The sequence below is a fragment of the Pedobacter fastidiosus genome, assembly GCF_014306625.1.
Classification (GTDB): Bacteria; Bacteroidota; Bacteroidia; order Sphingobacteriales; family Sphingobacteriaceae; genus Pedobacter; species Pedobacter fastidiosus.
In genome coordinates, this window is record NZ_JACRYL010000031.1 from 1 (window position 1) to 26982 (window position 26982).

The window sequence follows — 26982 nt, forward strand, 5'->3', positions numbered from 1 at the left end:
AGCATCGTCATGCAGAAAGGACAACCTGCTGCAATAACTTGAGGATTGGTTTCCAAAGCTTCTTCAATACGTTCGATATTAATGTCTTTATTTCCCTTTTCAGGTTCTTTAAACATTTGCGCACCGCCTGCACCGCAACATAAACCATTGCTTTTGCAGCGTTTCATTTCTACCAACTGGGCATCTAAAACCTCTAATGCTTTTCTAGCAGCTTCATAAATTCCGTTTCCGCTACCTAAATAACAAGGATCGTGATAGGTTATTTTTTTGCCTTTGAAACTCTCGCCACCTTCAGCTATTAGCTTTCCATCATTTATAAGATCTTGAATGAGCTGAGTATGATGAATCACTTCATAAGTGCCGCCCATCATATTATTAAACCAACTATTAAACATGGCTTTATAAGTACGTCCAATGCTTTCAATTAACCCATTGCTCATGTAAATTTTATCTCCTTCTCACTTAACAATATGATTTTCGAATATCAACAACGATTTATTTAGCCGAATAAAAACTGGTTTTAATTTTAATCTTAATTTATTTTCAGCAATGGTCAAGCTGGAATGGACTATATAAGGCATTTCGTTTGTACTGGTGTATATTTTAATATAGTTGCCCATTGCCTCTATGGCAATAATGGTATTGATGTAAACTTTTATTTGCTGACTCATAGTGCCAACTTTAAACCAAATAAAGGTCTTTTCAATCTCTAATACGCTAATTAGTTTGTTTACGGCTAAATGAAAATGTTTAAAGGAAAACGGTTTTAATAAATAGGCTACAGCCTGTAAGTCGTAACCTTTTAAAGCATATTCGGGATGGCCAGTTACTAAAACTAAGTTTTTTACTTTGTCCCTTACTTGCTCTGCCAGTTCAAAACCAGATAAATTAGGCATTTCAATAAGGTTCGGAGATGCTATTATAGAATATGAAATTCCTTTTGAGGGCTCAAAATTTACTTTTCGTGCTCAAAAAAATAAATACATTAAAGCTTTTAGAAACTTTAAAATTGACAGTATAAAGTCAAAATCACGTATAGTGAGTGTCTCGTTTAATGATGGTTTCTTTAATGATGACCTACCAAAGAATGACAGAATAACGAATAGCTGGTATAGTACAAAAAAAGCTAACGATAGCTTATATAATGTTTATGATGAGGGTAAAAGTGTAGGCTACGCCATTTATAATAAAAATAATTTTCCAATTGAAATTAATGTAACAGATAATTTTGATGGTGAGGATGCAATAAGAATTGCGTTATGGTGGAAAATTACAGGGAAATCTAAAAATATCCAGAAATGGACGGGCAGTGGGGATACCAGAAGACCGACCTATCTTTTTTCCAATAAAAAAATATTGGAAAAAACCAATGACAAAAGAAAAACTAATGCAATAGAAACAATTACGGAAATATTTATTGATGACAAAATAAATTACAATGGTGCTAAACCACTAAAATACAAGAGTTATATAGATATTGATAGGAGTTTTTACTATTCAGATTACTGGGTAGAAGAAATGAAAAAACATCCGTTACCCAGTTCTATCTTAGAACAGTTAAATAATATTAACGAATTGGATAATACTTATTGAATTAGGTATTGAAATACGCCAACTGTTGTAATAACTAGTTTTAACTTCTATATTTTTAAATATGGAACATCTTCCGCTACTACCTCTAACTTAATCAAATGGATTGCAATGCCTACTCATGGTGGCCAAGCATTGTGGTAAAATCTTCAGATTACTAAAGCTGCGAGATATATGTAGAATTAACAAGGAACGTTTTTCTTGAGTAGGCATTTGCGAGATAGCTAAAAAATTGGCTTTCGTACCGTTGGAGCAAACCTTAAAGCAATTAAAGGAGTGTGAATTGCCAGAGCCTTATAGGTTGGAAGATGTAAAGTATTTGATTAGCTAGAATAATTTTCAACAGATCAAAAAGGTGTAATTGTAGCAAGAGGCTTTAGAGGAGCGGAACTGGAAAAACAACAAGCGAAGTTGTTTAAACATTAGTTAATGGGGTTTTGTTCGTTGCTTAACTCTTTAGTTTTTAGTGCTTTGGAAAGTCAAAGTTCCCTTTAAGGCTTTAAAGCCCATTCGCTCTCGCCGTAATTTCTGCAATATCCAATACCTTAACTTCCTTTTCTTTATCTTTCAATTTTATTCCATCGCTCAGCATCGTCATGCAGAAAGGACAACCTGCTGCAATAACTTGAGGATTGGTTTCCAAAGCTTCTTCAATACGTTCGATGTTAATGTCTTTATTTCCCTTTTCAGGTTCTTTAAACATTTGCGCACCGCCTGCACCGCAACATAAGCCATTGCTTTTGCAGCGTTTCATTTCTACTAATTGGGCATCTAAAACCTCTAATGCTTTTCTAGGAGCTTCATAAATTCCGTTTCCACGACCTAAATAACAAGGATCGTGATAGGTTATTTTTTTACCTTTGAAACTCTCGCCACCTTCAGCTTTTAGCTTTCCATCATTAATAAGGTCTTGAATAAGCTGAGTATGATGAATCACTTCGTAAGTGCCACCCAAACCTGGATATTCATTTTTAATGGTATTGAAACAATGCGGACAGCCGGTAACTATTTTTTTTATGTTGTAGGCATTCAGAACTTCAATATTCGTCATGGCCTGCATTTGGAACAAAAATTCATTTCCAGCACGTTTTGCAGGATCGCCAGTGCAACTTTCTTCGGTTCCCAAAACGGCATATTTCATCCCTACATGATGTAAAATTTTGCAGATGTCGCGGGTAATTTTTTGTGCTCTTTCATCGTAACTTCCAGCACAACCCACCCAAAATAATATTTCCGGTTCTTCACCTGCAGCCATTAATTCGGCCATTGTAGGGACTTTAAATTCCATTTTCTGTATCAAGTATTTAGTATTAAGACTCGAGTATCAAGTATTTATTTAATTATTTTCCTTCTGCCCAATTAAAACGATCGGCCGGAGAGTATTTCCAAGGTGCCTGATTGTTTTCAATATTTCCCATCATGGCGTTTATACTTGCAGCGGCTTGCGATTCTTCCATCACCGCAAAGCGACGCAATTCCATAATAATTTGTAAAGGATCAATATTTACTGGACAAGCCTGAACGCAGGCATTGCAACTGGTACAAGCCCAAATTTCTTCTCTTGTGATGTAATCATCCAACAAAGATTTTCCATCCTGATGTTCTGCTCCGTGTTTATCTATGTTCTTGCCAACTTCCGTAATTCGGTCGCGGGTGTCCATCATAATTTTTCTTGGCGATAATAACTTACCTGTAATATTTGCCGGACAAACCGAAGTACAACGACCACATTCTGTACAGGTGTAGGCATTCATTAAGTTTACCCAACTTAGATCTGTAACATCTTTAGCGCCAAATTTACCAGGCTCTGTTTCTGCAGGAACAAAGGATGGATCAAGCATGGCCTTCACCTCATTGGTAACAGAAGCCATATTTGTAAATTCTCCCTTAGGTTCTAAATTAGAAAAATACGTGTTTGGAAAGGCGAAAAGAATATGGAAATGTTTGGAGTAGGGCAGGTAGTTTAAAAAAGCCAAAATGCCTAAAATATGAAACCACCAGCAACCACGTTCTAACATAATTAGTGCGTTTTCTGAAGAAGGTAATAATGCCTGTAAATATTGACTGATTGGAAACGAACCTGCTGTTATATAATGGTCAACGCCTAAAGTCTGTAATTTTGCATCTGCTGCGTTCATTAATAGGAAAGCACTCATTAATAAAACTTCGGTAATTAAGATATAATTAGCATCAGATTTTGGCCAAGCGGTCATTTCCGTTCCTCTGAAGCGTTTTAATTTTAAAATGTTTCTTCTAATGAAGAAAATTACACAAGAAAGCCAAACAGTAAGGGCAAGAATTTCGAAAGAGCCAATTAAGAAATCGTACAAACCTCCAAGTCCGTGGAAAATTCTGTGTGTTCCAAAAAGCCCATCGATCATAATTTCTAAAACTTCGATGTTGATGATTACAAAACCAACGTAAACAAAGAAGTGCAAAAAGGCTGGAATAGGGCGAACAACCATTTTCGATTGACCGAACGCAACCTTAATCATCGTGATTAACCTTTTTTGAGGTTGATCATTCCGATCCACCGCTTTACCCAAACGGATATTGCGGATAATTTTTCGGAAATTAACGGTAAACAGCGCAATTGCTGCAAGTGTAAATACTAGAAAAAGAATTTGAGCCACCATGCATTTTAGGTTTGTAGCGCTAAATTAGGATATTTAATTCAAATAAATTACTATGCATGCATAAAATAAATGATAATTTTTCTGTTTGGATTCATTCTATGGTTTAGAAAATTGGCTTGTGAAAAATGCTTGTAAAAATTAATTAATTGATAATCAGTGATAGAGCGTTTTTTTTGAAAAAAAATTTTGCTTTTGAAAAAAGAACACTACATTTGCAATCCCAAACGGTTGGTGCCTTAGCTCAGTCGGTAGAGCAAAGGACTGAAAATCCTTGTGTCGCTGGTTCGATTCCAGCAGGCACCACAACCCAAAGCCTTACAGAAATGTAGGGCTTTTTTGGTTTTTAAGGATTTTGGTAAATTCAAGTCTTGAGATTGTTTGGTTCAATCAATTAGTAACTGCTTTTTAATGTGTACAATCCAGCGGTAATACGAACCGTTTGCAAAAACGCAATTATATTTTATATTTGGCTTACATCTTAATTAATATGTTCAATTTAAAACGCCTCTTTCTTCTAAAAATAATTTTACTGTTATCCTTGATTACTGCAAAAGCCCAATCCTCTGATTGTTTGAGATTTAGAATAGGAAAATTTAAGATGATTTATCAGGGAAAATCACTCATAATAAATCGTGATGCAAATCACCAATATGAATATTACGACGATAATAAACTTCCTATTGAATATAAAATTAAGTGGATAAGTAATTGCTCTTATACCTTACAGCCAGATAAAACTATTTTAAGGTTTTCTAACATTAGTAAAAGTGCCCTTATAACTGTAAAAATAATTAGTTATAGCGGAAACACTTATAAAATAAAGGCAACATCAAACTTTAATAAACAAGTACTTGAAAGTGAGATTACAAAAATCAACTAATGGGTTTTCGTAATAACGAGATTAGTGTATTATTAATATACAGAATGATCATTTTGATCAAATACCTATTAAAAGCTCCTAGTTTTCGTCTTGACAAGGTGCCTTTAAACCCTTATGAGAAATCTATAATAAACCAAAAATGAAAAAGATTGCTACATTCCTAATTTTATTCTCTTTATCAACTTTAAATAGTTGCAAAGGACAAAAAATAAAAGAGTATCTTAAAATTTCTGACTTTAAATTTAAATCTATTTTTGGATTGACTTCTAAAGAGCCTCAAAATAATTACTGTTTACTTGGATCAGGGTTTTTTAGAACTCCTCGATCAGAAAATTCTGATAGTTTAGTAATCGATTGGATAAATAAGCATCGTGAGGCCATCGTAGTTCCAGTATCTTCATTTGGGCCGGCACAAATCAAAGACAAGGATTCCAAAATAATTTATTGTTGGGTAATAGATAAAAAAGATACTTTAAACAATTATTTAATAAAAAAGGGCTGTTTTCCTGGCGGAACGATGTTAAGACCAAAAACTTGGGATGAAATGGAGAAAAGGGAAGAGGAATTATATAGAAATTCAGATGAAAAGTCTGATGTTAAAGTTTATGTGGATAAAAAATGGTACAATATTTTTATTGAACAAATAAAGGTCGCAGAATTGTATGCAAGAAAGAATAAACTTGGTATATGGTACAAGGAACAAGAAGAGTAAAAAGAAAAATGCGGAGAGTGGTCACGAAGTTTTTAATGTAAGCTTCAAGCTAATTATTTATGCTAGATTTTCAATTATTTGCAACTTCAAAGATTAGCAAACTTCGAATAAAATATCTCAACAAATAAAATATTAAAAATGGAAGAAAAAAAGCGCTCAGAATTAACAAATGAAGAATTGTTGCAAGAAGCAAAAAAAATGAAATCCGCTTCAATCATTAATGCTTTATTAATCGGATTTCTGATTGGAATTGTATTTTTCAGCGTGATGAAAAACACTTGGGGGTTTTTAACGCTGATCCCATTATTTTTTATTTATAAATTGATCAATAATTCAAAATACAAGAATAGCGAATTGGAAAACCTATTAAGGGAGCGGAATTTGAAATGAATAACTTTCTTTTTTCCTACTCACTTTCTGCCAATAATTTTACTTGGTACAACGCCTTTGGCCAGGTATTTTCGAAATATGCCTGCATTTCTGCATTACTATCCATAGTGATTAACAATTCAGTTTTTCCATCTTTTTCGTTGAGGTTGTAATTCTCTTTTGCGCCTTTCCAAACCTGATTCAGATCTTCTTTACCATCTTTAATTATACCCAAATGTTCAATAGACATGAATTCATTAGGGATGTTTTCAGCAATTCTCGAAACCATTCCTTCGTTTTTAGAATCTAGAAATAAAGCTTTGCTTCCTTTTTTCCAATCGGTTTCTACTTTCGAGCCTTCGGCGAATACGGCTGTCCAAGCAGAATAAGATTCTTTTCCCCAAAGGATTGACCAAACTTTTTCTGCTGAAGCAATAATTTCGATGTTAAATTTCATTTTATCCATGATCCTCTGTCTAATTGTTTGTAAATCAAATATGAACTTTTTTTTAAAAATAGAAGCGGTGCAAAGGCGACATTTTAGAGGGGTACTTCAGCAAACATTTTCGAAAGGATTGAATGATTAGTTAGTTTTGTTTGGCCTATTTCTCTCTTCTACAGCGATCGCTACAGTATTTTACATCATCCCAATTTTTGGCCCACTTTTTACGCCAAGAAAAAGGTTTCAAACAAACCAAACAGATTTTACTTGGCAGGTGTTCTTTCTTTACATTCTTCATTTAAAGCTCATATTTTTTCATTCACTTACAAATCAATACATAAAATTAATTAATCGAGAGATAAAACCGATTCACCGATACTTTTAATAATAAATGAACGTTTTGTGCTAGATTTAGATTGCTGATAATTAAAAACTTAGTATTCTAACAACTAAATTAAGCGCTTCAACGTATATTACAAATAATTGCAATTTACACATGAAAAACAACAAACATATACACCTAGTTGTTCTGGCATTTTTAGGCTTGGGTATTTTTATTTCCTGTAAAAAAAGTACAGCTACGCCTGATGTTACTACACCAACCACTACGACTACCACGCCTACAGTAGCGGCAACCCGTGATGAGCTGACCAAAGATTCGATTTTTTTATATTCGAAAGAGCTTTATTATTGGTATAATTCTCTGCCAACTTATACTGCATTTAATCCGAGAAGCTATAGCTCTAATGAAACTGAACTTTATGCATTAACTCAATTTTCTAACGATCCAACAACAGGAAAACCTTATGAATATGTGAGTGGGTATGCAGAGCCAAAATATTCATTTTTCGATTATGTAACTACAGCCTCTAAAACGAGTGCTTTAAAAGCCGATATAAATGGAACGGCAAATGATTATGGCTTTTCGGTTATGTACAATAATACCACAGATTTACGGGTTAAATATGTTTATCCAGGTTCTTCTGCTGCGCAACAAGGTTTAACCCGCGGATGTAAAATTACAGCAGTTAACGGTAGAACAGATTTAACCTACAACAGTAGCAACGTTACCTATTTAAATAATGCAATTTTTGGTACAAATGCCAGTGTTACTTTAACTTTTGTAGATTTATCTAACACGACCAAAAGTGCCACCATAACCAATGCAACTTATACGGTTAAGCCTATTCTCTTTACCGGAGTTTACACTGCGGGAACTAAAAAGGTTGGTTATATAGTTTTCAATAGCTTTACCAATAATGCTACTGCTGATTTGAATACGGCTTTTGCGAGTTTTGCTTCTCAGGGTGTAACCGAACTCATTGTAGATTTAAGATATAATGGTGGTGGTTATGTTTCTACGGCAACGCAGATTATAAATCTCGCTGCACCAAGTGCTCAAACGGGTAATACCATGTTTACCTATTATTATAATGATTATCTTCAAAACATAACTTCGGCACAAAGGAAAACTTCTGTTTTAATTAATCAGCCTTTGTTGGATAATGATGGTAAATTACAAACTTTTACATCAGGCGTTAATGGAAAATTTGCTACTTATGCAGATTTAAATTACCAATCAACTTCTTCGGATAACATCGAGAAATTCTCGAAATCGGGATCTTTAAATTTAGGTCGCATTTACTTTATTGTTGGAAGTGGAACAGCTTCTGCAAGTGAATTAACCATAAATAGTTTAAAACCTGTTATGGATGTTAAGTTAATTGGTACAACAACTTATGGCAAGCCTGTTGGGTTTTTCCCAATACGAATCGATAAATTGGATATGTATATTCCAGAATTTGAAACTAAAAACCAAAGTGGCGTTGGTGGCTATTATGCAGGAATGACTGTTGATAAATCTTCTAGTGAGGATTTGACGAAAGCTTGGGGTGATGAAAGTGAAACTTTATTAGGCTACGCATTATTGTATGCCAGAACAGGAACATTTGTTGCAAGCACTTCGAAAACAGCAAGCTTAAATGCGACTTCCACAGTTATGCCGGCTAAACTATCATCTGCTGAAATTAAATCCGTAGAGTTAAGTTTGGATCAAAATAGCTTTAAGGGCATGGTTAAAATGCCAGCTAAGAAATTTTAATGATTAATATTTCTAGCCAGCCTTGGTTCGCATCGCCTTGGTTCATGTCTCCACGAAACACACAGATAACCTTTTAAATTTTTAGATTTAAGCCACAACAAAAAAGTTGTATCATAATGTGAGTTGTCACTCTGAGCTTGTCGAAGGACTAATAAAAATGTTTTAAAGCATTTCGACAGGCTCAATGTGATAGAAAGATAATTTCTGTGGTACGTGAAGACACGTACCACAGCTTGGGTTTTTAAGGAAATTATAATAAAATGCTTTTATAACGACGCGGTTCGTGTCGCTTTATTTCGTGTCTCCACGAAACACATAACTAATCTCTTAAATTTTAATATTTAAGCCACAACAAAAAAGGCTGTATCATGATGTGAATTGTCATCCTGAGCTTGTCGAAGGACTAATAAAAATGTTTTAAAGCATTTCGACAGGCTCAAGGTGACAGAAATTTAAAGAGAAATTGATTTATGATTCAGCTTCTTTTTAAATTATAGCAAAATCTTACTGCTAATATCTTTATTGATGGTGATGTAACCAGGATATTTAAATGGTGTATTCCCGATCATAAAAGTTGGTTTAATTTTAATCGTTAACAAACCTAATTTCTCATCTTTCGAAGAACCTTTTTGCGCAGCCTTAATAATATCGTTTAAAACAGTTCCGCTACTAATTAAGCTGTAAATGTTGCTGTTAAGCTGAACTGGAACAGTAACGGTTTGTCCTTGGGCAATGCTTACATTTTGGTTGATAACGCCTTCAGCTAAATCCGTGTTGTTTACTAGAATTTTATATTCAAACTGATTAATCGCCGCTAAGTTGGCAGATGGATTTGTAATCTCTAAATTCAGATTTGCTCTTAACGGGATATCTTTCCTTAATAAGCCTAAAGCAACTCCGGGTAAACTTCCAAGATTAAAATCCTGCTGATCGATTAATCTTTTAACATCCGTACCGGCAATAAGTACTTGCTGAACGCTCGTAATTTTATAAGTGCAATCTTCAAGCGCCTTTATTTGTTGGGCTTGTCTGTTAATTCCACATCCAAAAATGGCGACTGTGAAAAGGCAAAGCAATAGTTTTTGTTTCATTTTGTGTGTGTTAGTAAGGTAGAAATTTTATCTGAAATTTAATCAGCTGTTTATACAGTGCAAACATAACGCCAAAATCTTAAAACTATTTCAATGCTTAAAAATCGTCGATCAACCTTAAAAAAATTGTTTCTTTTATTTGAATTTTATTCACCGCTTATCGCTGGATTTCTAACTTTGGAAAAAAAATAATCATGGCCATTACCTATCGCAAAATAGAAGAAAGAGATAATAAGGAACTTTCAGAAGTAATTAAAACAATTCTGAGAGAATTCAAGATTGATAAACCGGGTACAGTTTATACAGATCCAACTACTGATCGTTTATCGGATGTTTTTACGGCTGAACAATCTGTTTATTGGATCGCAGAAGAAGAAGGTACTATCATTGGAGGCTGTGGGATTTATCCAACTTCTGGTTTGCCCGATGGTTGCGTAGAATTGGTAAAGCTTTATACTTCGGCAGAAGCTAGGGGTAAAGGTGTAGGTAAAATGTTGATGCAGAAAAGCATAGAATCTGCCCAGCATTTCGGCTATAATGAGATTTACTTGGAATCGTTTCCAGAACTTACCACAGCAATTTCGATGTATGAAAAAACCGGGTTTAAAAAGCTTTCTGCTCCATTGGGAAATTCAGGGCACTTTGCCTGCAATGTGTGGATGCTTTTAGTTTTGTAACCCACATATTTAAGCATAATTTGGCGTTGGGATAATTTTTTAAGGTGTTGGAATAACAAAATTCCATTGAGGTCATACTTTTTCTAGTTTTAAACCATGAAGAAAATCAAAATTATTTCCATTCACATTCTTTGCTGGGTACTGGTTTTAGCTTATTTCTATGGAGAAATATTAATTAAAGGCGTAACGCTTCGAGCTGCGGCTTTTGATATTTCCATGAATTTTATCCAAATAGTAGAATTTTACGTTTGCTATTTATGGCTTTATCCATCGTTTTTAAACCGGAGTAAAATCCCTCAGCTTATTTTAGGAATTCTTTTTACTATGGCTTTATTCATCGCTATGCGGTATTTTATAGAGCAAATTTTATACTTTCAATGGTTTGGTATGAAGAATTATTCTGACGATACACCCGTGGCAAAGTATATCTCGGATAACATTTATTATAGCATTTCCTTTTTGGTAATTCCCGCTGCGGTTTACAGTGTGCAACAAAATTTTAAGTCAGAAATATCGAATAGAAAACTAAAGGACGAGGTGGTGAAATCTGAACTGGCTTTTCTTAAATCGCAGATCAATCCACATTTTCTGTACAACACTTTAAATTATGTGTACTCATTAGCAATTCCAGTTTCTGATAAATTGGCCAATGCAGTTTTGCGCCTTTCAGATTTAATGCGTTATACCTTAAATGAAAGCCCGGATGGAAAAGTAACCTTAACCAAAGAAGTAGAATATTTAGAAAGTTACATCGAGTTATTTAAAATGCGCTTTGAACCAAAATTTTATGTAGAATTTACAACTGAAGGTATTGCAGAACAGAAAGTTGCAGCTTTAATGTTGATTCCATTTGTAGAAAATGCCTTTAAACATGGGGTAGTAAACGATGAAAAACAACCTGTTCGCATTAAACTTAAAGTTCAAAATAATAGATTGAGTTTTGAAGTCAGCAATAAAATCAGTCATGCTCAAAAAGACCACTCTAGTGGTGTTGGATTGGTTAATATTCAACGAAGGTTGGATTTAATTTATCCAGAAAAACACGAACTTTTGGTTTCCAACAATGGAAATACTTACAAAACCACTTTAATTTTGAATATTTAAAACTGATAATTTTTTAAATTTATTGCTTGAATGATTAATTTGTTTTATCCAAATTCCAAACTATGATCCGTTGCCTTGCTGTTGATGATGAATCTTATGCCTCAGATATTATTGCCACTTTTATCAATAAAACACCCTTTTTAGAATTAGTTGGAACCACAACCAATGCATTCGAGGCTTTAAATTTAGTGAAGGAAGGGAAAGTTGATTTGGTGTTTTTGGATATCCAAATGCCAGAATTAACTGGAATTCAGTTTCTGAAAATTTGTGGTGGAAAATGTAAAGTGATTTTAACAACAGCCTATCCAGAATATGCATTAGAAGGTTTTGATCTTGATGTGGTCGATTACCTTTTAAAACCGATTTCATACGAGCGTTTTTATAAGGCGGCTACAAAAGCCCAACAAATTTTAGCGCCTGTTCAGCAAGAAATTGTTCAGTTGCAAACACAGGGAAACGATTTTATCTTCATTAAGGGCGATACCAAAAATAAATTTATTAAAGTTAATTACAATGAAATTCTATACATTGAGGGACTAAAAAACTATGTTTCGGTGTACACGGCAACACAGCGAATTATAACCTACCAAGCTCTGCGAGAGCTTGAAGTTGAGTTACCTAAACCTCCTTTTTATCGCGTTCATAAATCGTACATTATCTCCATTGAGAAAATTAAAATGATCGATGGCAATACCGTTTATATAAACGATCAATCTATCCCGATAGGTGATACCTATAAAGAGGAATTTTTTAAGGTTGTGCGAGAAGGGAAGAAAGGGTAGTTGGAGGTTGATGGTTAGAATTGTTTAATTGTTAAAAATGTAAAATTGCTTAACTGGTTAATCCACCACCAGATAGAAATAAATCACGATTTAGTCATTCAAAAGACTGCCGTACTCTGTCAACGATTCAAACAATTAATCGATTATCCCTTTATATTTACTTCGATTTTTTTAAGTTTGTGGCGTAAAGATTAAACCAAATAAACCATGCAAGAAACGAATTCTTTAAATCAAGTTGCCGAATTTCACACTACTTTTAAACACCCAATTTTAGAAACACCAGTTATTCCATCAAAGCAACGAGCTAATTTAAGAATTTCGTTATTGGCAGAAGAGTTAAAAGAATTACAGGAAGCAGTTGAAAACGACGATTTAGTTGAAGTTGCTGACGCACTTTGCGATTTACAGTACGTTTTGGCAGGAGCGATTCATGAGTTTGGTTTGGGCGGTAAATTCAAAACCCTGTTTGATGAAGTGCATCGCTCTAACATGAGCAAAGCTTGCAAAACCGTAGATGAAGCTGAACAAACCATCAAACATTATTACGATAAAGACCAAACAGAATCTTACTATAAAGAAATTGATGGACTGTTTTTGGTTTTCAGAAAGGGTGATGATAAAACTCTAAAATCTATTAATTACTCTCCTGCAGATATTAAAGGACTTTTAGTTTAAACGCTAAATAAAAAAAATCAGAGATTGAAAAAGCTAAAACAACTTATTAATGAGCTTAAAATCTCAACCGATCATAAAGATGAACTTATCCGCGAATTTATTTTTTATTCGCCGAAAATGCCTCTTCGTTTACATCAAGAGCAATTAATTGCAGAGTCAAAGCAATTTAGCTTAAACGTTTTTGATCAATATTTTACAAAAGCGGAAGTTATCATAAATTGCTTTAGTTGGGGGAAAGGCAAGAATAAAGTTTTGCTTACGCATGGCTGGGCTTCAAAAGCCTTAGATTTTTTTGAGCTGATTACTGAACTTAGAAGAATTGATGATTTAGAAATTATTGCTTTTGATGCACCAGGGAATGGGAGTTCGATCTCCGAATTTTCAAACCTTATTCTTTACGCAGAATCTGTTAAAGCCATTTCTCTTCATTACGCTGAACCAGATTTTGTAATCGGTCATTCTCTAGGCGGAATGGCAAATGCACTTGCTTTACAGGAACTTCCAAACCAGCCAAAGTTGTTAATTAGCATTGCGCCTTTAATCCGTTTGAAAGAAAATTTTGAGCAGAGTATGGATTCTGTAGGCATAAATCAAGAAGTACAAACAACTTTCTTTAATAATTTTGCAACTGAATTTCCGGTTTCTGCTGGTTATTTTAATCTGGTCGATTTATATAAACTGGAAGGCATTCCTCATTTTTTAGCTTATGATCCTGATGATCATATTTCGCCATATCCTTTTTTGGAGGAGTTTTTGAAAAAGAATCCTCAAATCGAATCGAAATTCTATGAAGATATTGGCCATTATAAAATTCTTAAATCTCCAGAACTGATTGAAGATATTTTAAGCAAAATAAAGGCGATAACGAAATAAGTTATCGCTTCGAAATTTTATTTAGGGTTATATTTCGTTGCAAATTGCATTTGAAACGATTTATTCCACTAGCTCTTTTTTTTGCATGCTTTGTGCCACAATTGCTGGCTCTATCTCTCCAAAGTCGATAACTGCTAAACTTTAAGTTTTTCTTCATTAATTCTTTAACAGCCGATTCGTTTAAACCAAACTGAAATTCTATGGCTTCAAATGGGGTTCTATCTTCCCACGCCATTTCAATAATTCTATCCGTATTTTCTGCGGTTATATCTTCTTTCATCTTTATGTTCTTTTAGCTTAATAGGAATAAGCAATCAATTCATTTTTATTGGAAATGGTTTTGTTTTTATGGATGTCATAATGAAAGTTTTCCAATTTTTGAAGCAGATATTGAAGGGTTAGCTTTTCGTTATCACTTAAATTTCCAGTAACCATTTTGCCAACATGATTCATGTCGTTAAAAACAACATATAATAATTCTTTTCCCTTTTCTGTAATCGATATTTTTTTTGATCTTTTATCTTTTTTATCGTCCTGCTGAATTACCAATCCTGCTTTTATTAATCTATTGATTACCTCCGTACCGGATGTTTTTTCCTGAAGATTCAGTCCAATTAATTCCGTTTTGGAAAGACTCTCATGTGTTAAAAGAATTGCCAGGCTTGTAAAATCTTCGGCAGTATGCAAGGCAGATCCATCTAAAGCTTTTTTAATATAGTTCTTCGCATAGCGACTCATATACACAAATAATCTGCCGATATTATTATCTAATTGATAAGCCATTTCCTGAGCAAAAAGTTCTTCTGCTCCGAAGCGTAAATCTACGCTGGATTGGTCTTGTATGGATATTAGTGATCTGGCATTTAAAAAGTTGCTAAAATTGCCAATTGTAATTTCAGACTCCTCATGTGTTTCCTTTTCGAATTCTTCAACCAAGTCAATTATGTCTTTCAATAAGCTGTAAGATTTCATAAAATCGATATTAAGTAAGATTGTTTAAAATTGCTTCAGCAGCAAGTCTACCGCTTTTAATTGCTGCATTAATTGAGCCATTTAGCAAATGATCTCCACAAATAAAACAATTTTCAGCCAGCTTTATTTTGGATTTATTGAGGTCATTAATGACGCTTCTGTTTTCTGGAAGCGCGTAAGGAATGGAGTAAGTTTTAATAAGTTCCCAGTTCTCCGTTTCAGGATACCATTGTTTCAGTTCTTTCTTAATATCGGCGTTTCTATTAAATACGTCTGCTTCTGAGGGTTTCAAAGTTACGGCAATAAGCGATTGGTTATTGGGAGCGTAGCTAGAAGAAATACGATCCATAAAAGCAATGTTATTGGTAAGGTGGTTTTTTGCGGAATTTAAAATGATGCGATCATTATTTTTCTCTGATTTTGCACCTTTGTAATAGTAGGTTAAGCATTGCTTTCCTTTAATGTTAACCTTATCTCTAAATTCCCATGGCACGTGTAATGCATCTGTGGCGATGAGGATTTTTTTTCCATGATACACTTTGCCTGATGCGCCAATTACCGTGTGACCTTGAATAGACACGATCCTTTCGTTTAAAATAAATTCATCTTTAGCAATACTTTCAGCAAGTTGATCGCTGATCATACCCATTCCATTTTCGGGAACAGCAGTATCGCCTTCGCTAAACATTTTGAATAAAAATTCGAACATTCTGCTTGAGGTCCGTAAATCACTTTCGAGGAATATTCCAGAGAAAAACGGTCTGAAAAATTGTTCGATTATTTTTGTGGTAAATCCAAACTCATTGAGGTAATTAAAGGTTTCGGTTTCAGGTTTTGAAAAAATCTTATCGATACTTAATCCATGCAGTTTTAACTTTAAGGCAAGCATTTTAAACTTATCGGTAAAGTTTCCTATTGGTGAAAACAATGTTTTAAGAAGCAAGGAAGGCTCCCGAAAAGGATCGGCCAAAATGTCGATATTATTTTCGGTTAGTACTATGGCGCCGGGCTTAAATACTTTTAAATTGAGTCTTTTGTAATCTAATATTTTTTGAGTTTCTGGATAAGCTGTAAGCAACACTTGAAAGCCTCTATCAAGTAAAAAACCATTAATATGATCAGTCCTTACTCTTCCACCAACTCCATCAGAAGCCTCAATTATTTTTATAGTTTTACCTGCAGATTTCAAGATTTTACCAGCTGTTAAACCGGCAATTCCTGCTCCAATAATTACTACATCAATTAGTTCGCTTTCCATAATTATTTTGGCATTATAAATTTGGCTTTGCGTATGGCAACCTAGCTATTGGTTCAGCTGTATAATAGGCATCTAATCCTGCAATTGTCACCGTTCTGGCTTTTTTATGATCTATGTGTCCATCTGCGTCAATAATCTCATTTTCAAAATCAATATTTATAATTTCTCCAATAACCATTGTTGTTCCATTAATTTTTAATTCGATAATCTCTCTAAGCTTCATGCCGATTTTTATAGATGATTCTGCTACAAAAGGGGCGTTAAATCCTGATAGATAATGTTCAGAAAAATTACAGGATTGAAACTCTGATTGGCCCGAGGGATAACGGGCACTTGTTTGATGCGCCTGTTCATACCATTCTGGAAGTACATTATTTAGTGAATAACATTTGCTTGCAACGATGTTCTTTAAGGTATCATGATCCTTAGAATTGGGTCTAAATATTACGCCCAACAATGCAGGATCTGCACCGAGATGAAAAACAGAATTAAATAGGCCCAAATTGGTGCTTCCATTTAAATTGCGGGTACCAATCATGTGGAGGCATTTGTATCCAGGAAGCGAATTTACAAGCGTTGCCCGATAGCGCCTCTCCATTTCTTTAATGTCATTGCTGTTTATATTCATCGTTTTAAAGATTTGTTCGTAAACTGCTCATTCCGCCATCTATGCCCAATATCTGACCTGTAATCCAAGAACTTTTATCCGATAGGAGAAAGGAAATTGCTGCAGATATATCGGCAGGTGTTCCAAATTTTCCAATGGGATGTCTTTTTGCAGATGCTTCTCTTTTCTCAGGACTATTTAACAGATTTCCTGCCATTTGCGTATCCGTTAAAGATGGTGCAACTGCATTTACACGGATGTTTTGAGAAGCGAGTTCTGCTGCCAAAGATTTGGTTAGTCCTTCAACTCCAGCCTTTGCCGATGCAATACTAGAATGAAATCCCATTCCGGTTTGAGCCGCCACAGAACTAATTAATACAATGGATGCCGATTCTGCCTCTTTTAAATTTTTAAGTGCCTTTTGAATAACCATCGCTGCTCCGATAACGTTTAATTTATAGTCTTTAATGAAATCATCTTGACTAACACGACTAAAAGGTTTAAGGGTGATGCTGCCCACAGAATAAACTAAACCATCAAGTTTGCTGGGTAAAAAGGCAGATAATGCATCTAAATTTTCTAAAACATCAATTTCTAAATGTTCAACGTTTCCTGTCCAATCAGAAGAAGCACTTCTTGAGGCATTAAAAACGTTAGCACCCTGATCACTTAAAAGATTAACCAACGATAATCCAATTCCAGAACTGCCTCCAACAATCAGGATGTTTTTATCTTTAAAATCCATAATTAGATATATTTTAAAAATTCATTTTTAGTTTCCGTATTCAAAAATTTTCCGCAGTATTCTGCAGTAATGGTAGAGCTACTAATGTCTCTTATTCCTCTTGATGAAACGCAATGGTGGTTTGCATCAATTACAACTGCAACATCTTCGGTAGAAAGCATTTTCTTAAGCTCATTTGCAATTTGGATCGTAAGTCTTTCCTGCACTTGAGGCCTTTGAGAGAAATATTGAACTATTCTATTTAATTTAGAAAGACCAATCACTTTTCCGCTACTGATGTAAGCAATATGGGCTTTACCAGTTATGGGTACAAAATGATGTTCGCAATTGCTAAAAACCGATATATCCTTTTCAACCAGCATTTGGTTGTAGCGGTAAGAATTTTCAAAAAGTGTAGGCTTAGGTTTATTATTGGGATTTAAGCCACTAAAAATTTCCTTAACATACATTTTGGCAATCCTTTTTGGCGTTCCTTTTAAACTATCATCTTTTAAATCTAATCCCAAAATGTTTAGAATCTCTGTAAAATGTCCAGCAATCAGCTCTATTTTTGTGCTATCATCAATTTCAAATGCGTCTTTTCGAAGCGGTGTATCTGCATAATTTAATTTAAACTCATTATTTAAGAAATCTAATCCTTCGGTAACAGCTGGTAAATTAATATCGTTCATTAGTATAATTATGTATTAATTAATTAAATTAAAGGATGTAAATGTATTAATTAAAAACTTTCTTATTTATCAGCTTAAAGCCACAATTTTATTTTTTTACAAATCTTGATTTAAAATTTTGCGATTTAGAATACACTTTTTGCTATTATTTAGCATTAAGTTCATTACTGTAATCTGCTTTAACTACTTTAGGTTAGTCAATTTTTACTAACCAATTATGGACACGTTTAGGAAATATTTAAAATCGGAACATGAAAACCAGCTAACTCAGCCAGATTGGGGAGTAAATGTTTTAAATGTTGGTCATTATATACATCCGATTGGCAAGGACTATCCAGATCCATCTCACCCCAGCGATTATTATTTTGAATGGTCAAAAGGTCGGGTTTTGTCAGAATATCAATTGGTTTACATTGCTGCTGGCACCGGAATTTTCGAAGCGGAGCATATTGGAGCGGTAGCCGTACAACCTGGAACTTTATTTTTTCTCTACCCAGATGTTTGGCATCGATTTAAGCCTCATAATAAAACGGGCTGGACAGAATATTGGGTTGGATTTAATGGAAGTTACGCCAATCATTTAATGCAACAAGATTGTTTTAATCCCGCAAGGCCACTAATCCATATGGGTTTCAATGCTGAGTTTATCAACATTTTTATTCAGCTCATCGATACCATCAAGTTTAGCGGTTTGGGCAGTAATCAGTTGGGTGCGTGTTTAACCATTCAGCTTTTGGGTTTGGTTTATGCCTCTGCCTTATTGAAAGCTCAATCCAACAGTCGGAAAATGCAGGTAATCAACAACATCAAATACAGTATCCACGAAAATTTAAACAGTGATATTTCTCCAGAGCTTTTGGCAGCAAAACATAATGTAAGCTATGCTTGGTTTAGAAAGGCTTTTAAAGAAGTTGTTGGTCAATCTCCCGGTCAATATCAGCTTAATCTTAAAGTGCAAAAAGCTTGTAGAATGTTAACCGAAACGGATTTAAGTATAGCAGAAGTGGCTTATCAAAATGGTTTCGAATCCGAATATTATTTCAGCCGACTGTTTAAAAGCAAGATGCAATTATCTCCATCCAAATATAGAAACGAATTTTATCAAACTGTAAACCATGACGAAACACAACTTTAAAATAGGCTTATTTGGCATCGGTTTAGATACTTATTGGCCACAATTTGAGGGTTTAGAAGAACGCTTAAATGGATATCTCGCTCAAGTAGAGAAAAAAATAGGTTCTTATGGCGCCGGAGTTTTAAACTTGGGATTAATAGATAATGCTGAGAAAGCTTTTACTGCTGGTCACGATTTTAAAAAGGGAGATGTCGACGTAATTTTTCTTTATGTAACTACTTACGCACTTTCATCAACCGTTTTGCCGGTGGTTAGGCGGGCGAAAGTTCCGGTAATTATTTTAAATCTTGCTCCAGAGAATGCAATCGATTATAAAAGCTTTAACCAATTAAATGACAGAACAAAAATGACTGGCGATTGGCTTGCTTTCTGCTCGGCTTGCCCCGTTCCAGAAATTGCCAATGTTTTTAAGCGATCGGGAATTCAGTTTCATCAGGTTACAGGCGTTTTAAATGATGATGTAACTTGGCTTGAGATTTCCGAATGGGTGGAAGCCGCGAAAGTTGCGCATATTATGAGCCATAATACGCTTGGCTTAATGGGTAATTATTACAGCGGTATGTTGGATATTTATGCTGATTTAACACTTCAGTGTGCTGTTTTTGGAAATCACATTGAGATTATTGAACCTGATGAACTGACCGTTTTAACGGAGGAGGTTTTGGATAATGAAGTCAAGCTCAAGGTTGATGAATTTCGAAAAATATTTGAGGTTGATTCAACTTGCGAAGAAATAGAACTTAATAGGGCAGCCAAAACAGCTGTTGCTCTAGATAAATTGGTCGATCAATATAAGCTTGGGTCAATGGCTTATTACCACAAAGGTACAGGCAATGCAAATGGCGACACAATGAGTTCTATTATTTTGGGCAATTCTATTTTAACGGCAAAGGGAATTCCTGTAGCTGGAGAATACGAAGTTAAGAATGCACAGGCTATGAAAATTATGGACAGTTTCGGTGCTGGTGGCTCATTTACGGAATATTATGCGATGGATTTTGAAGATGATGTGGTGTTAATGGGGCACGATGGTCCGGGGCATTTAGCCATTGCTGAAGGTAAAATAAAAGTGAAGCCCTTACAGGTTTATCATGGTAAGGTTGGAAGTGGCTTATCTGTAGAAATGTCTGTTAAACATGGTCCAGTTACTTTGCTTTCGGTTGTAGAGAGTGAAGGTAAAATTTTTCTTTTAATGGCAGAAGGCGAATCTGTTGCTGGTCCGATATTGGAAATTGGCAATATCAATAGTCGTTATCGTTTTTCGGTTGGCGCCAGAAAATTTGTAGAAAACTGGAATAATCAAGGCCCGGCGCATCATTGTGCTGTTGGCCTTGGTCACATCAGTTCGAAGCTTATTAAGCTCGCCAAACTTTTAAATATCGAAGCGGTAAAAATCTGTTAATTGAGTCTAAAATTTCACTTTTTTCTAGTTGATGATCGTTCGGAATTTTAAAATCAAAAACAGCAAAACATAACAGTGCATAACAGTTAAGCACATCTCGATTTCTATTTTAGACCAACCAAATATATCAATAAAGCATGCAGGCATTTCTAGGCGTAATATTTCATTTTATCGGCGGTTTCGCTTCCGGTAGTTTTTACATTCCATATAAAAAGGTTAAAGGCTGGGCTTGGGAAAGCTATTGGATTGTTGGTGGTATTTTTTCATGGTTAATCGTTCCGCCTTTGGCCGCATATTTAACCATCCCTAATTTTACCGATATTATTGCCAGTACAAACGGAAAAATTCTTTTAATAACCTACTTTTTTGGCATTCTTTGGGGTATTGGCGGTTTAACTTATGGCCTTGGCGTTCGTTACTTAGGCGTATCTCTGGGGAGCAGTATTATCCTTGGTTTGTGCATGGTTTTGGGTTCAATCCTGCCATCAATTTATTTCGATTTCTTCCCGCAGGCAGGTAAAGATACTTTCACTATGTTTTTGCACACCGATTGGGGTAGAATGGTTTTGCTCGGTCTCTTAGTCTGCGTAATCGGAATTGTAATCTGCGGAAAAGCAGGTATGATGAAAGAAAAGGAGATGAAATCTGGCGTTACCGATCCACACGGACTTGAAATTAAAACTGAATATAAATTTGGTTTAGGTCTTTTCGTCGGGATTGTTTCTGGAGTTTTAAGCGCTTGCTTTAATTTCGGAATAGAAGCAGGGAAACCAATGGCAGACGCTGCAAACACAATTTGGAAAGCTTCCAATCCATCAGAAACAGGAAATTTTTTATTTTCCAATAACGTTACTTACATCATTGTACTTTGGGGCGGTTTAACCACCAATTTTATTTGGTGCATGGTTTTAAACGCCAGAAACAAAACATTTGGCGATTATACAAACAAGACTACACCATTGTTAAAAAACTACATTTTTTCTGCTTTGGCCGGAACCACCTGGTTTCTGCAATTTTTCTTCTATGGTATGGGCGAAAGCAAAATGGGCAATGGCGCCAGTTCTTGGATTTTGCACATGGCGTTCATTATTTTAATTGCAAATGTTTGGGGGCTCGTACTAAAAGAATGGAAAGGCGTATCTAAAAAAACAATGATCACTGTTCTGGTCGGTATTTTAACAATCATCGTTTCTGTATTAATTGTTGGTTACGGTAATTCTATTAAAGGTTAATAATTTAAAAAATTCAATAAATATAAAATGTCAATCGATACGAAAAGCTATAAGCACGTAAGCTATCTGTGGGATAATGAAGAAGCCGCTAAATTGGCTGGAGATGAAGTTGCCCTGTTAATTTATCGCTCTAATTTATTGGGTGCAGATTTACGCTTAACCAATTATGGTGGTGGCAATACATCTTGTAAATTATTAGAGAAAGATCCACTTACAGGCTCAGAAACTGAGGTAATGTGGGTAAAAGGATCAGGTGGAGATTTAGGTACGCTTAAAAAAAGTGGTTTGGCTGCGCTTTACGTTGATCGTTTAAGAAGCCTTAAAAATATTTATCGAGGAGTAGAACATGAAGATGAAATGGTTGAGTTATTCAATCACTGTATTTTCGATTTGAGTTCCAAAGCACCATCAATAGATACACCTTTGCATGGTTTTTTGCCGTTCAAACATATAGATCATTTACATCCAGATGCTGCTATTGCAATTGCAGCTGCTAAAGATGGAAAGAAAATTACTCAAGAACTTTTCGGTGGCACAATTGGTTGGGTAGAATGGAAAAAACCAGGCTTTGAATTGGGTTTAACCTTAAAACAATGTTTAGATGAAAACCCGGGCATTCGTGGCATTATGTTGGGTTCTCATGGTTTGTTTACTTGGGGCGATACTGCTTACGAAAGTTATTTAAATACGCTTGAAGTAATCGAAATCTGTTCCGATTATCTTGAAAAAAACTATGGTAAAAAAGGGCCAGTTTTCGGCGGACAAAAAATAGAAAGTGCTGAAGCTAATGAGCGCAAAAAACAAGCGGCTTCTTTAGCGCCAGTATTACGAGGTTTGTGTTCTTCTAAACAACACATGATTGGCCATTTTACGGATGATTCTAGAGTTTTGGAATTTATTAATTCTAATGATTTAAGTCGCCTTGCACCAATGGGAACAAGTTGTCCCGATCACTTTTTAAGAACAAAAATTAGTCCGCTGGTTTTAAGTTTGCAAAGCGATGCTGATTTATCAGATACAAAATCTTTAAAAGAAACACTTGAGCCGGCATTTGAGGCGTACAGAAAAATGTACGCAGACTATTATGAAACCTGTAAACATCCAAATAGTCCGGCAATTCGCGATACCAACCCGGTTGTAATTTTATATCCAGGTATTGGAATGTTTACTTTTTCAAAGGACAAACAAACGGCTAGGGTTGCAGCAGAATTCTACATCAATGCAATTAATGTAATGAAAGGTGCAGAAGCGATTTCTGAATACACTTCGTTGCCACATCAAGAGGCTTTTAATATTGAGTATTGGTTGCTAGAAGAGGCAAAACTTCAGCGAATGCCGAAACCAAAGCCCTTAACTGGAAAAATTGCTTTAATTACCGGAAGTGCTGGTGGAATTGGTAAAGCGATTGCAAAAAAATTCGTTTCTGAAGGTGGTGTTGTTGTTTTAAACGATATGAACGCAGAGCGTTTAGAAGCAACAGGGAAAGAATTCGAAGCTCAATTTGGGAAGGATTCTTACAACACTACACTTTTAAATGTAACCAGTCAAGAAGATATTAATGGCGCATTTGATTCAGCAGCTTTAGCCTTTGGAGGGATTGATATTGTTGTAAATAACGCAGGATTATCAATTTCCAAAACCATTGGCGATCACACAGAAAAAGATTGGGATTTACTTTATGATGTATTGGTGAAAGGCCAGTTTTTTATTACACAGGCTGCAACAAATGCGATGCAAAAGCAAAGTATTGGTGGCGATATCATTAATATTGTAAGTAAGAATGCATTGGTAAGCGGACCAAACAACGCCGGTTACGGAAGTGCAAAAGCTGCGCAACTCCATTTAAGCAGATTAAATGCTGCGGAATTAGGTGCCGATAACATTCGTGTTAATGTTGTAAATCCAGATGCTGTAATTAGCGACAGTAACATTTGGGCGGGCGGATGGGCCGAAGGTAGAGCGAAAGCGTACGGCATTACCGTTGCAGAGCTTCCGGCTTATTATGCAAAACGTACTTTGTTAAATCAAATTATCTTGCCTGATGATATTGCTAATGCATGTTTCGCATTTGTTGGTGGTTTGCTGAACAAATCAACAGGAAATGTTTTAAATGTTGATGGCGGTGTTGCCATGGCATTTGTAAGATAATATAAAAATAGTTTTAGTAAGTTGTTCTCTCGATCTGTGTTTTGCACAGATCGAAAATGACTTTTGTAACCACCCTTGTTTAAATCAAGGAAAGTAGAGTAAGGCGAGTTTGCTTGCCTTGATTATTAACCTAATAAAACCAAATATTCTGATGAATATCGAGCAGAACCAAATTGAAAAACACAACGACTCCCTTATATCTTCTCATCAGCGCAAGCTAAGTTTTTTAAAAGAAGACTGGTCTAATATTGATCTTGAAAGCGTAATTCAAAAACTTGTCGATTTTCAAATCGCCATTCCAAGTTGGGCTTTAGGCACAGGTGGAACTCGTTTTGGCCGTTTTGCCATTACCGGTGGAGAGCCTCGAACCATTGAAGAGAAAATTGAAGATGTTGGTTTACTTCACGCTTTAAACGGTGCAAGTGGTGCAATTTCTCTTCACATTCCATGGGATATTCCTCAAAATGCAGAAGCTTTAAAAAGCTTGGCTTCTAGTTATGGCTTAAAATTCGATGCCATGAATTCGAATACTTTTCAAGATCAGGCAGGTTCTGCACATAGCTATAAATTTGGTTCACTTCAAAATGTAAATGCAGCCATTCGCAAGCAGGCAATTGAACACAATATCGAAGTAATTAAACACGGAATTGCATTAGGATCTGATGCTTTAACCGTTTGGTTGGCCGATGGTTCTTGCTTTCCTGGTCAGTTAAATTTCCGCAAGGCTTTTGAAAATACTTTGGAAAGTTTACAAGAAATTTATTCGGCTTTGCCGGAAGATTGGAAAATGTTTGTGGAGTATAAAGCATTCGAACCTAACTTTTATTCAACTACGGTTGGAGATTGGGGCCAATCCTTATTATATGCTTCTAAGCTAGGTAAAAAGGCATATACTTTGGTCGATTTGGGTCACCATTTACCAAATGCAAACATCGAACAAATTGTTGCTTTACTTTTAATGGAAGGAAAATTAGGTGGTTTCCACTTTAACGATTCTAAATATGGCGATGATGATTTAACCGCGGGAAGTATTAAACCTTATCAACTTTTCTTAATTTTTAACGAGTTGGTAGAAGGTATGGATGCAAAAGGGATGAATCATGCAAAAGGTTTAGGTTGGATGATCGATGCTTCTCACAATGTGAAAGATCCATTAGAAGATTTGCTGCAATCTGTTGAGGCCATTATGATTGCTTATGCGCAAGCCTTATTGGTAGACAGAAAAGCTTTAAATGAAGCGCAGGATAACAATGACGTAGCAAAAGCTCAAGAAATTTTACAAAATACTTTTAGAAGTGATTTAAGGCCTTTGGTTGCAGAAGCTAGATTAAGAGCAGGAGCAGCCTTGTCGCCAATTGGTTTATATCGCGATTTAGATTGTAGAAAAAACTTAGTCAATCAACGTGGATTAAATACGGTTGCTACAGGTTTATAATTTTGATAAAGAAGATGCCAAAGCCAGTTGTAGCCATATTTGATGTTGGGAAGACGAACAAAAAACTGTTTTTAATAGACGAAAATTATAAAATTGTTTACGAACGTTCTGCCCGATTTGTAGAAACTTTAGACGAAGATGGCGAACCTTGCGAAAACTTGGAAAGCCTTCGTACTTCAGTTTATGAGTCTTTACAACAGGTTTTGAAAATGGACGAATTCAATATTAAGGCCGTCAATTTTTCTACTTATGGCGCTAGTTTTGTTTATTTAGATGAAAATGGAACGCCATTAACACCGCTTTATAATTACTTAAAAGAATATCCAGAAGTACTAAAAAACGAGTTCTACAACACTTATGGAGGCGAGGAAAAGATTTCATTAGAAACGGCTTCGCCAATTTTAGGAAGTTTAAATTCCGGAATGCAACTTTATCGATTAAAAAAAGAAAAGCCAGAAATTTTTAATCAAGTTAAGTGGGCCTTGCATTTACCACAATACCTCAGTTATTTAATTACTGGAAAGGCTTCGACAGATATTACAAGCATTGGTTGCCATACCCAACTTTGGGATTTTAACAAAAACGAATATCACCATTGGGTAACCCAAGAAGGACTGGATAAAAAGTTTGGCGAATTTACACCGGCAGATTCCAGTTCGGAAACAAAATACGAAGACGCCAAATTTAAAGTAGGTGTTGGCTTGCACGATAGTTCTGCCGCACTGATTCCCTATTTGGCCAACTTTTCTACACCCTTTATTTTGCTTTCTACAGGCACTTGGTGTATCAGTTTAAATCCATTTAATCAAGAACCTTTAACAGCAGATGAGCTGAAACAAGATTGCCTTTGTTATATGCATTTTAAAGGCAAGGCGGTTAAAGCATCTAGAATTTTTGCTGGATATGAGCATGAAATCCAACTAAAAAGAATTGCCGATCATTTTGATAGAGCAGCTTATTTGTTCAAGCATTTGAAATTTAATCCGGGGATGATTTTAAAACTGGCCAACAAGATTCCAGAAAATCAAAGTCCACAAACAGAATTCAAAGCAAATTCAGCCTTTCCAGATCGCGACTTAAATATTTTTCAAACTGCCGAAGAAGCCTATCATCAACTCATTTTTGATTTAATAAAACAGCAAATCTATTCTTTAAAGTTGATTTTAAACGCTGGCGTTAGGCGGGTTTTTGTTGATGGCGGTTTCGGGAAAAATGCTATTTACATGCACTTGTTGGCTACCTCCATTCCTGATATTGAAATTTACGCCTCATCGGTTTCTCAGGCCACAGCTATTGGAACAGCTTTGGCCATAAATGATGCTTGGAATGCTAACCCTGCACCAAGCGATATTATCCAGTTAAAATATTACTCTGCCATTCAAAGAACTTTATAAAATCTTAATCCTGAAGCAGATTTTCATTATCTTCGAAACCCAGCAATAAGA

General features: G+C 35.3%; 28 protein-coding genes, 1 tRNA gene and 1 pseudogene. 17 read left to right on the forward strand and 13 right to left on the reverse strand.

What is annotated here, in order from left to right; genetic code table 11:
• Positions 1–368: pseudogene (locus tag H7U22_RS21300) on the reverse strand ((Fe-S)-binding protein); the annotation flags it as partial.
• A 90-nt stretch (positions 369–458) separates the two neighbouring features.
• The gene (locus H7U22_RS21305; protein ID WP_187073368.1) at positions 459–896 is read right to left on the reverse strand and encodes a LytR/AlgR family response regulator transcription factor; all 438 of its coding nucleotides are present in this window, start codon (positions 894–896) and stop codon (positions 459–461) included.
• Positions 897–1038: 142 nt separating this feature from the next.
• Between H7U22_RS21305 and H7U22_RS21310 the strand changes: the two genes are divergently transcribed.
• On the forward strand, positions 1039–1593 hold the full coding sequence (locus tag H7U22_RS21310; RefSeq protein WP_187073369.1) for a hypothetical protein: 555 nt from the start codon (positions 1039–1041) through the stop codon (positions 1591–1593).
• A gap of 496 nt (positions 1594–2089) precedes the next feature.
• Here H7U22_RS21310 and H7U22_RS21315 read toward each other — a convergent pair whose 3' ends face one another.
• Both H7U22_RS21315 and H7U22_RS21320 read right to left on the reverse strand, forming a co-directional pair.
• Entirely contained in the window at positions 2090–2878 is a 789-nt protein-coding gene (locus tag H7U22_RS21315; protein ID WP_187073370.1) for a (Fe-S)-binding protein, read from the reverse strand.
• Between the two features lie 52 nt (positions 2879–2930).
• The gene (locus tag H7U22_RS21320) at positions 2931–4226 is read right to left on the reverse strand and encodes a (Fe-S)-binding protein (protein ID WP_187073371.1); all 1296 of its coding nucleotides are present in this window, start codon (positions 4224–4226) and stop codon (positions 2931–2933) included.
• 230 nt (positions 4227–4456) lie between these two features.
• On the opposite strand from H7U22_RS21320, the gene H7U22_RS21325 reads away from it, so the two are divergent.
• The 4 genes from H7U22_RS21325 to H7U22_RS21340 all read left to right on the forward strand — a co-directional run bounded on the left by H7U22_RS21325 (position 4457) and on the right by H7U22_RS21340 (position 6208).
• Positions 4457–4529, forward strand: a tRNA-Phe gene (locus H7U22_RS21325).
• 184 nt (positions 4530–4713) lie between these two features.
• Positions 4714–5106 carry a hypothetical protein gene (locus H7U22_RS21330; protein WP_187073372.1) on the forward strand — a complete coding sequence of 131 codons (393 nt, stop codon included), beginning with the start codon at positions 4714–4716 and terminating at the stop codon, positions 5104–5106.
• 139 nt (positions 5107–5245) lie between these two features.
• Complete coding sequence (locus H7U22_RS21335; RefSeq protein ID WP_187073373.1) at positions 5246–5818, forward strand: hypothetical protein; 573 nt, start codon at positions 5246–5248, stop codon at positions 5816–5818.
• Positions 5819–5956: 138 nt separating this feature from the next.
• On the forward strand, positions 5957–6208 hold the full coding sequence (locus H7U22_RS21340) for an FUSC family protein (RefSeq protein WP_187073374.1): 252 nt from the start codon (positions 5957–5959) through the stop codon (positions 6206–6208).
• 16 nt (positions 6209–6224) lie between these two features.
• Here H7U22_RS21340 and H7U22_RS21345 read toward each other — a convergent pair whose 3' ends face one another.
• Together H7U22_RS21345 and H7U22_RS21350 are read right to left on the reverse strand one after the other, a co-directional pair.
• Entirely contained in the window at positions 6225–6644 is a 420-nt protein-coding gene (locus H7U22_RS21345; RefSeq protein WP_248284825.1) for an SRPBCC domain-containing protein, read from the reverse strand.
• A gap of 145 nt (positions 6645–6789) precedes the next feature.
• Positions 6790–6927, reverse strand: a complete 138-nt coding sequence (locus tag H7U22_RS21350) for a DUF2256 domain-containing protein (RefSeq protein ID WP_187073376.1) — start codon at positions 6925–6927, stop codon at positions 6790–6792.
• A gap of 198 nt (positions 6928–7125) precedes the next feature.
• Here H7U22_RS21350 and H7U22_RS21355 point away from each other — a divergent pair, with 198 nt between their 5' ends.
• Positions 7126–8730, forward strand: coding sequence for a S41 family peptidase (locus H7U22_RS21355; protein ID WP_187073377.1), 1605 nt, complete (start codon positions 7126–7128; stop codon positions 8728–8730).
• Positions 8731–9221: 491 nt separating this feature from the next.
• Here the strand turns inward: H7U22_RS21355 and H7U22_RS21360 are convergent, their stop codons facing one another.
• Positions 9222–9821, reverse strand: a complete 600-nt coding sequence (locus H7U22_RS21360) for a hypothetical protein (protein ID WP_187073378.1) — start codon at positions 9819–9821, stop codon at positions 9222–9224.
• A 194-nt stretch (positions 9822–10015) separates the two neighbouring features.
• Here H7U22_RS21360 and H7U22_RS21365 point away from each other — a divergent pair, with 194 nt between their 5' ends.
• The 5 genes from H7U22_RS21365 to H7U22_RS21385 all read left to right on the forward strand — a co-directional run bounded on the left by H7U22_RS21365 (position 10016) and on the right by H7U22_RS21385 (position 13932).
• Entirely contained in the window at positions 10016–10498 is a 483-nt protein-coding gene (locus H7U22_RS21365) for a GNAT family N-acetyltransferase (RefSeq protein WP_187073379.1), read from the forward strand.
• Positions 10499–10594: 96 nt separating this feature from the next.
• The gene (locus H7U22_RS21370) at positions 10595–11602 is read left to right on the forward strand and encodes a sensor histidine kinase (RefSeq protein ID WP_187073380.1); all 1008 of its coding nucleotides are present in this window, start codon (positions 10595–10597) and stop codon (positions 11600–11602) included.
• Positions 11603–11664: 62 nt separating this feature from the next.
• On the forward strand, positions 11665–12384 hold the full coding sequence (locus H7U22_RS21375) for a LytR/AlgR family response regulator transcription factor (RefSeq protein WP_187073381.1): 720 nt from the start codon (positions 11665–11667) through the stop codon (positions 12382–12384).
• 207 nt (positions 12385–12591) lie between these two features.
• Positions 12592–13059, forward strand: a complete 468-nt coding sequence (locus H7U22_RS21380) for a pyrophosphohydrolase domain-containing protein (RefSeq protein ID WP_187073382.1) — start codon at positions 12592–12594, stop codon at positions 13057–13059.
• 24 nt (positions 13060–13083) lie between these two features.
• The gene (locus H7U22_RS21385) at positions 13084–13932 is read left to right on the forward strand and encodes an alpha/beta fold hydrolase (protein ID WP_187073383.1); all 849 of its coding nucleotides are present in this window, start codon (positions 13084–13086) and stop codon (positions 13930–13932) included.
• 1 nt (position 13933) lies between these two features.
• Here H7U22_RS21385 and H7U22_RS21390 read toward each other — a convergent pair whose 3' ends face one another.
• The 6 genes from H7U22_RS21390 to folE are packed head-to-tail and all read right to left on the reverse strand — an operon-like array spanning position 13934 to position 18185.
• Positions 13934–14212 (reverse strand): TIGR03643 family protein, encoded by a 279-nt coding sequence (locus H7U22_RS21390; protein WP_187073384.1) that lies wholly within the window; start codon positions 14210–14212, stop codon positions 13934–13936.
• 17 nt (positions 14213–14229) lie between these two features.
• Positions 14230–14904 carry a MarR family winged helix-turn-helix transcriptional regulator gene (locus H7U22_RS21395; RefSeq protein ID WP_187073385.1) on the reverse strand — a complete coding sequence of 225 codons (675 nt, stop codon included), beginning with the start codon at positions 14902–14904 and terminating at the stop codon, positions 14230–14232.
• A gap of 10 nt (positions 14905–14914) precedes the next feature.
• Positions 14915–16162: an NAD(P)/FAD-dependent oxidoreductase gene (locus tag H7U22_RS21400; RefSeq protein WP_187073386.1), complete on the reverse strand. Its 1248-nt coding sequence runs from the start codon at positions 16160–16162 to the stop codon at positions 14915–14917.
• Positions 16163–16175: 13 nt separating this feature from the next.
• Complete coding sequence (locus H7U22_RS21405) at positions 16176–16790, reverse strand: flavin reductase family protein (protein ID WP_187073387.1); 615 nt, start codon at positions 16788–16790, stop codon at positions 16176–16178.
• Between the two features lie 4 nt (positions 16791–16794).
• Positions 16795–17514, reverse strand: a complete 720-nt coding sequence (locus H7U22_RS21410; protein ID WP_187073388.1) for an SDR family NAD(P)-dependent oxidoreductase — start codon at positions 17512–17514, stop codon at positions 16795–16797.
• A 2-nt stretch (positions 17515–17516) separates the two neighbouring features.
• Positions 17517–18185, reverse strand: a complete 669-nt coding sequence (folE, locus tag H7U22_RS21415) for a GTP cyclohydrolase I FolE (RefSeq protein WP_187073389.1) — start codon at positions 18183–18185, stop codon at positions 17517–17519.
• Between the two features lie 217 nt (positions 18186–18402).
• Here folE and H7U22_RS21420 point away from each other — a divergent pair, with 217 nt between their 5' ends.
• The 6 genes from H7U22_RS21420 to H7U22_RS21445 all read left to right on the forward strand — a co-directional run bounded on the left by H7U22_RS21420 (position 18403) and on the right by H7U22_RS21445 (position 26931).
• Complete coding sequence (locus H7U22_RS21420; protein WP_187073390.1) at positions 18403–19320, forward strand: helix-turn-helix domain-containing protein; 918 nt, start codon at positions 18403–18405, stop codon at positions 19318–19320.
• Positions 19301–20722 (forward strand): arabinose isomerase, encoded by a 1422-nt coding sequence (locus H7U22_RS21425; protein ID WP_187073391.1) that lies wholly within the window; start codon positions 19301–19303, stop codon positions 20720–20722. The genes H7U22_RS21420 and H7U22_RS21425 overlap by 20 nt, the downstream gene beginning before the upstream one ends.
• Positions 20723–20859: 137 nt before the next feature.
• Positions 20860–21954, forward strand: a complete 1095-nt coding sequence (gene rhaT, locus H7U22_RS21430) for an L-rhamnose/proton symporter RhaT (RefSeq protein WP_187073392.1) — start codon at positions 20860–20862, stop codon at positions 21952–21954.
• A gap of 27 nt (positions 21955–21981) precedes the next feature.
• Positions 21982–24102, forward strand: a complete 2121-nt coding sequence (locus H7U22_RS21435; protein ID WP_187073393.1) for a bifunctional aldolase/short-chain dehydrogenase — start codon at positions 21982–21984, stop codon at positions 24100–24102.
• A gap of 151 nt (positions 24103–24253) precedes the next feature.
• On the forward strand, positions 24254–25537 hold the full coding sequence (locus H7U22_RS21440; RefSeq protein WP_187073394.1) for a sugar isomerase: 1284 nt from the start codon (positions 24254–24256) through the stop codon (positions 25535–25537).
• A gap of 14 nt (positions 25538–25551) precedes the next feature.
• Positions 25552–26931: an FGGY-family carbohydrate kinase gene (locus H7U22_RS21445; RefSeq protein ID WP_187073395.1), complete on the forward strand. Its 1380-nt coding sequence runs from the start codon at positions 25552–25554 to the stop codon at positions 26929–26931.
• Positions 26932–26982 lie beyond the last annotated feature (51 nt).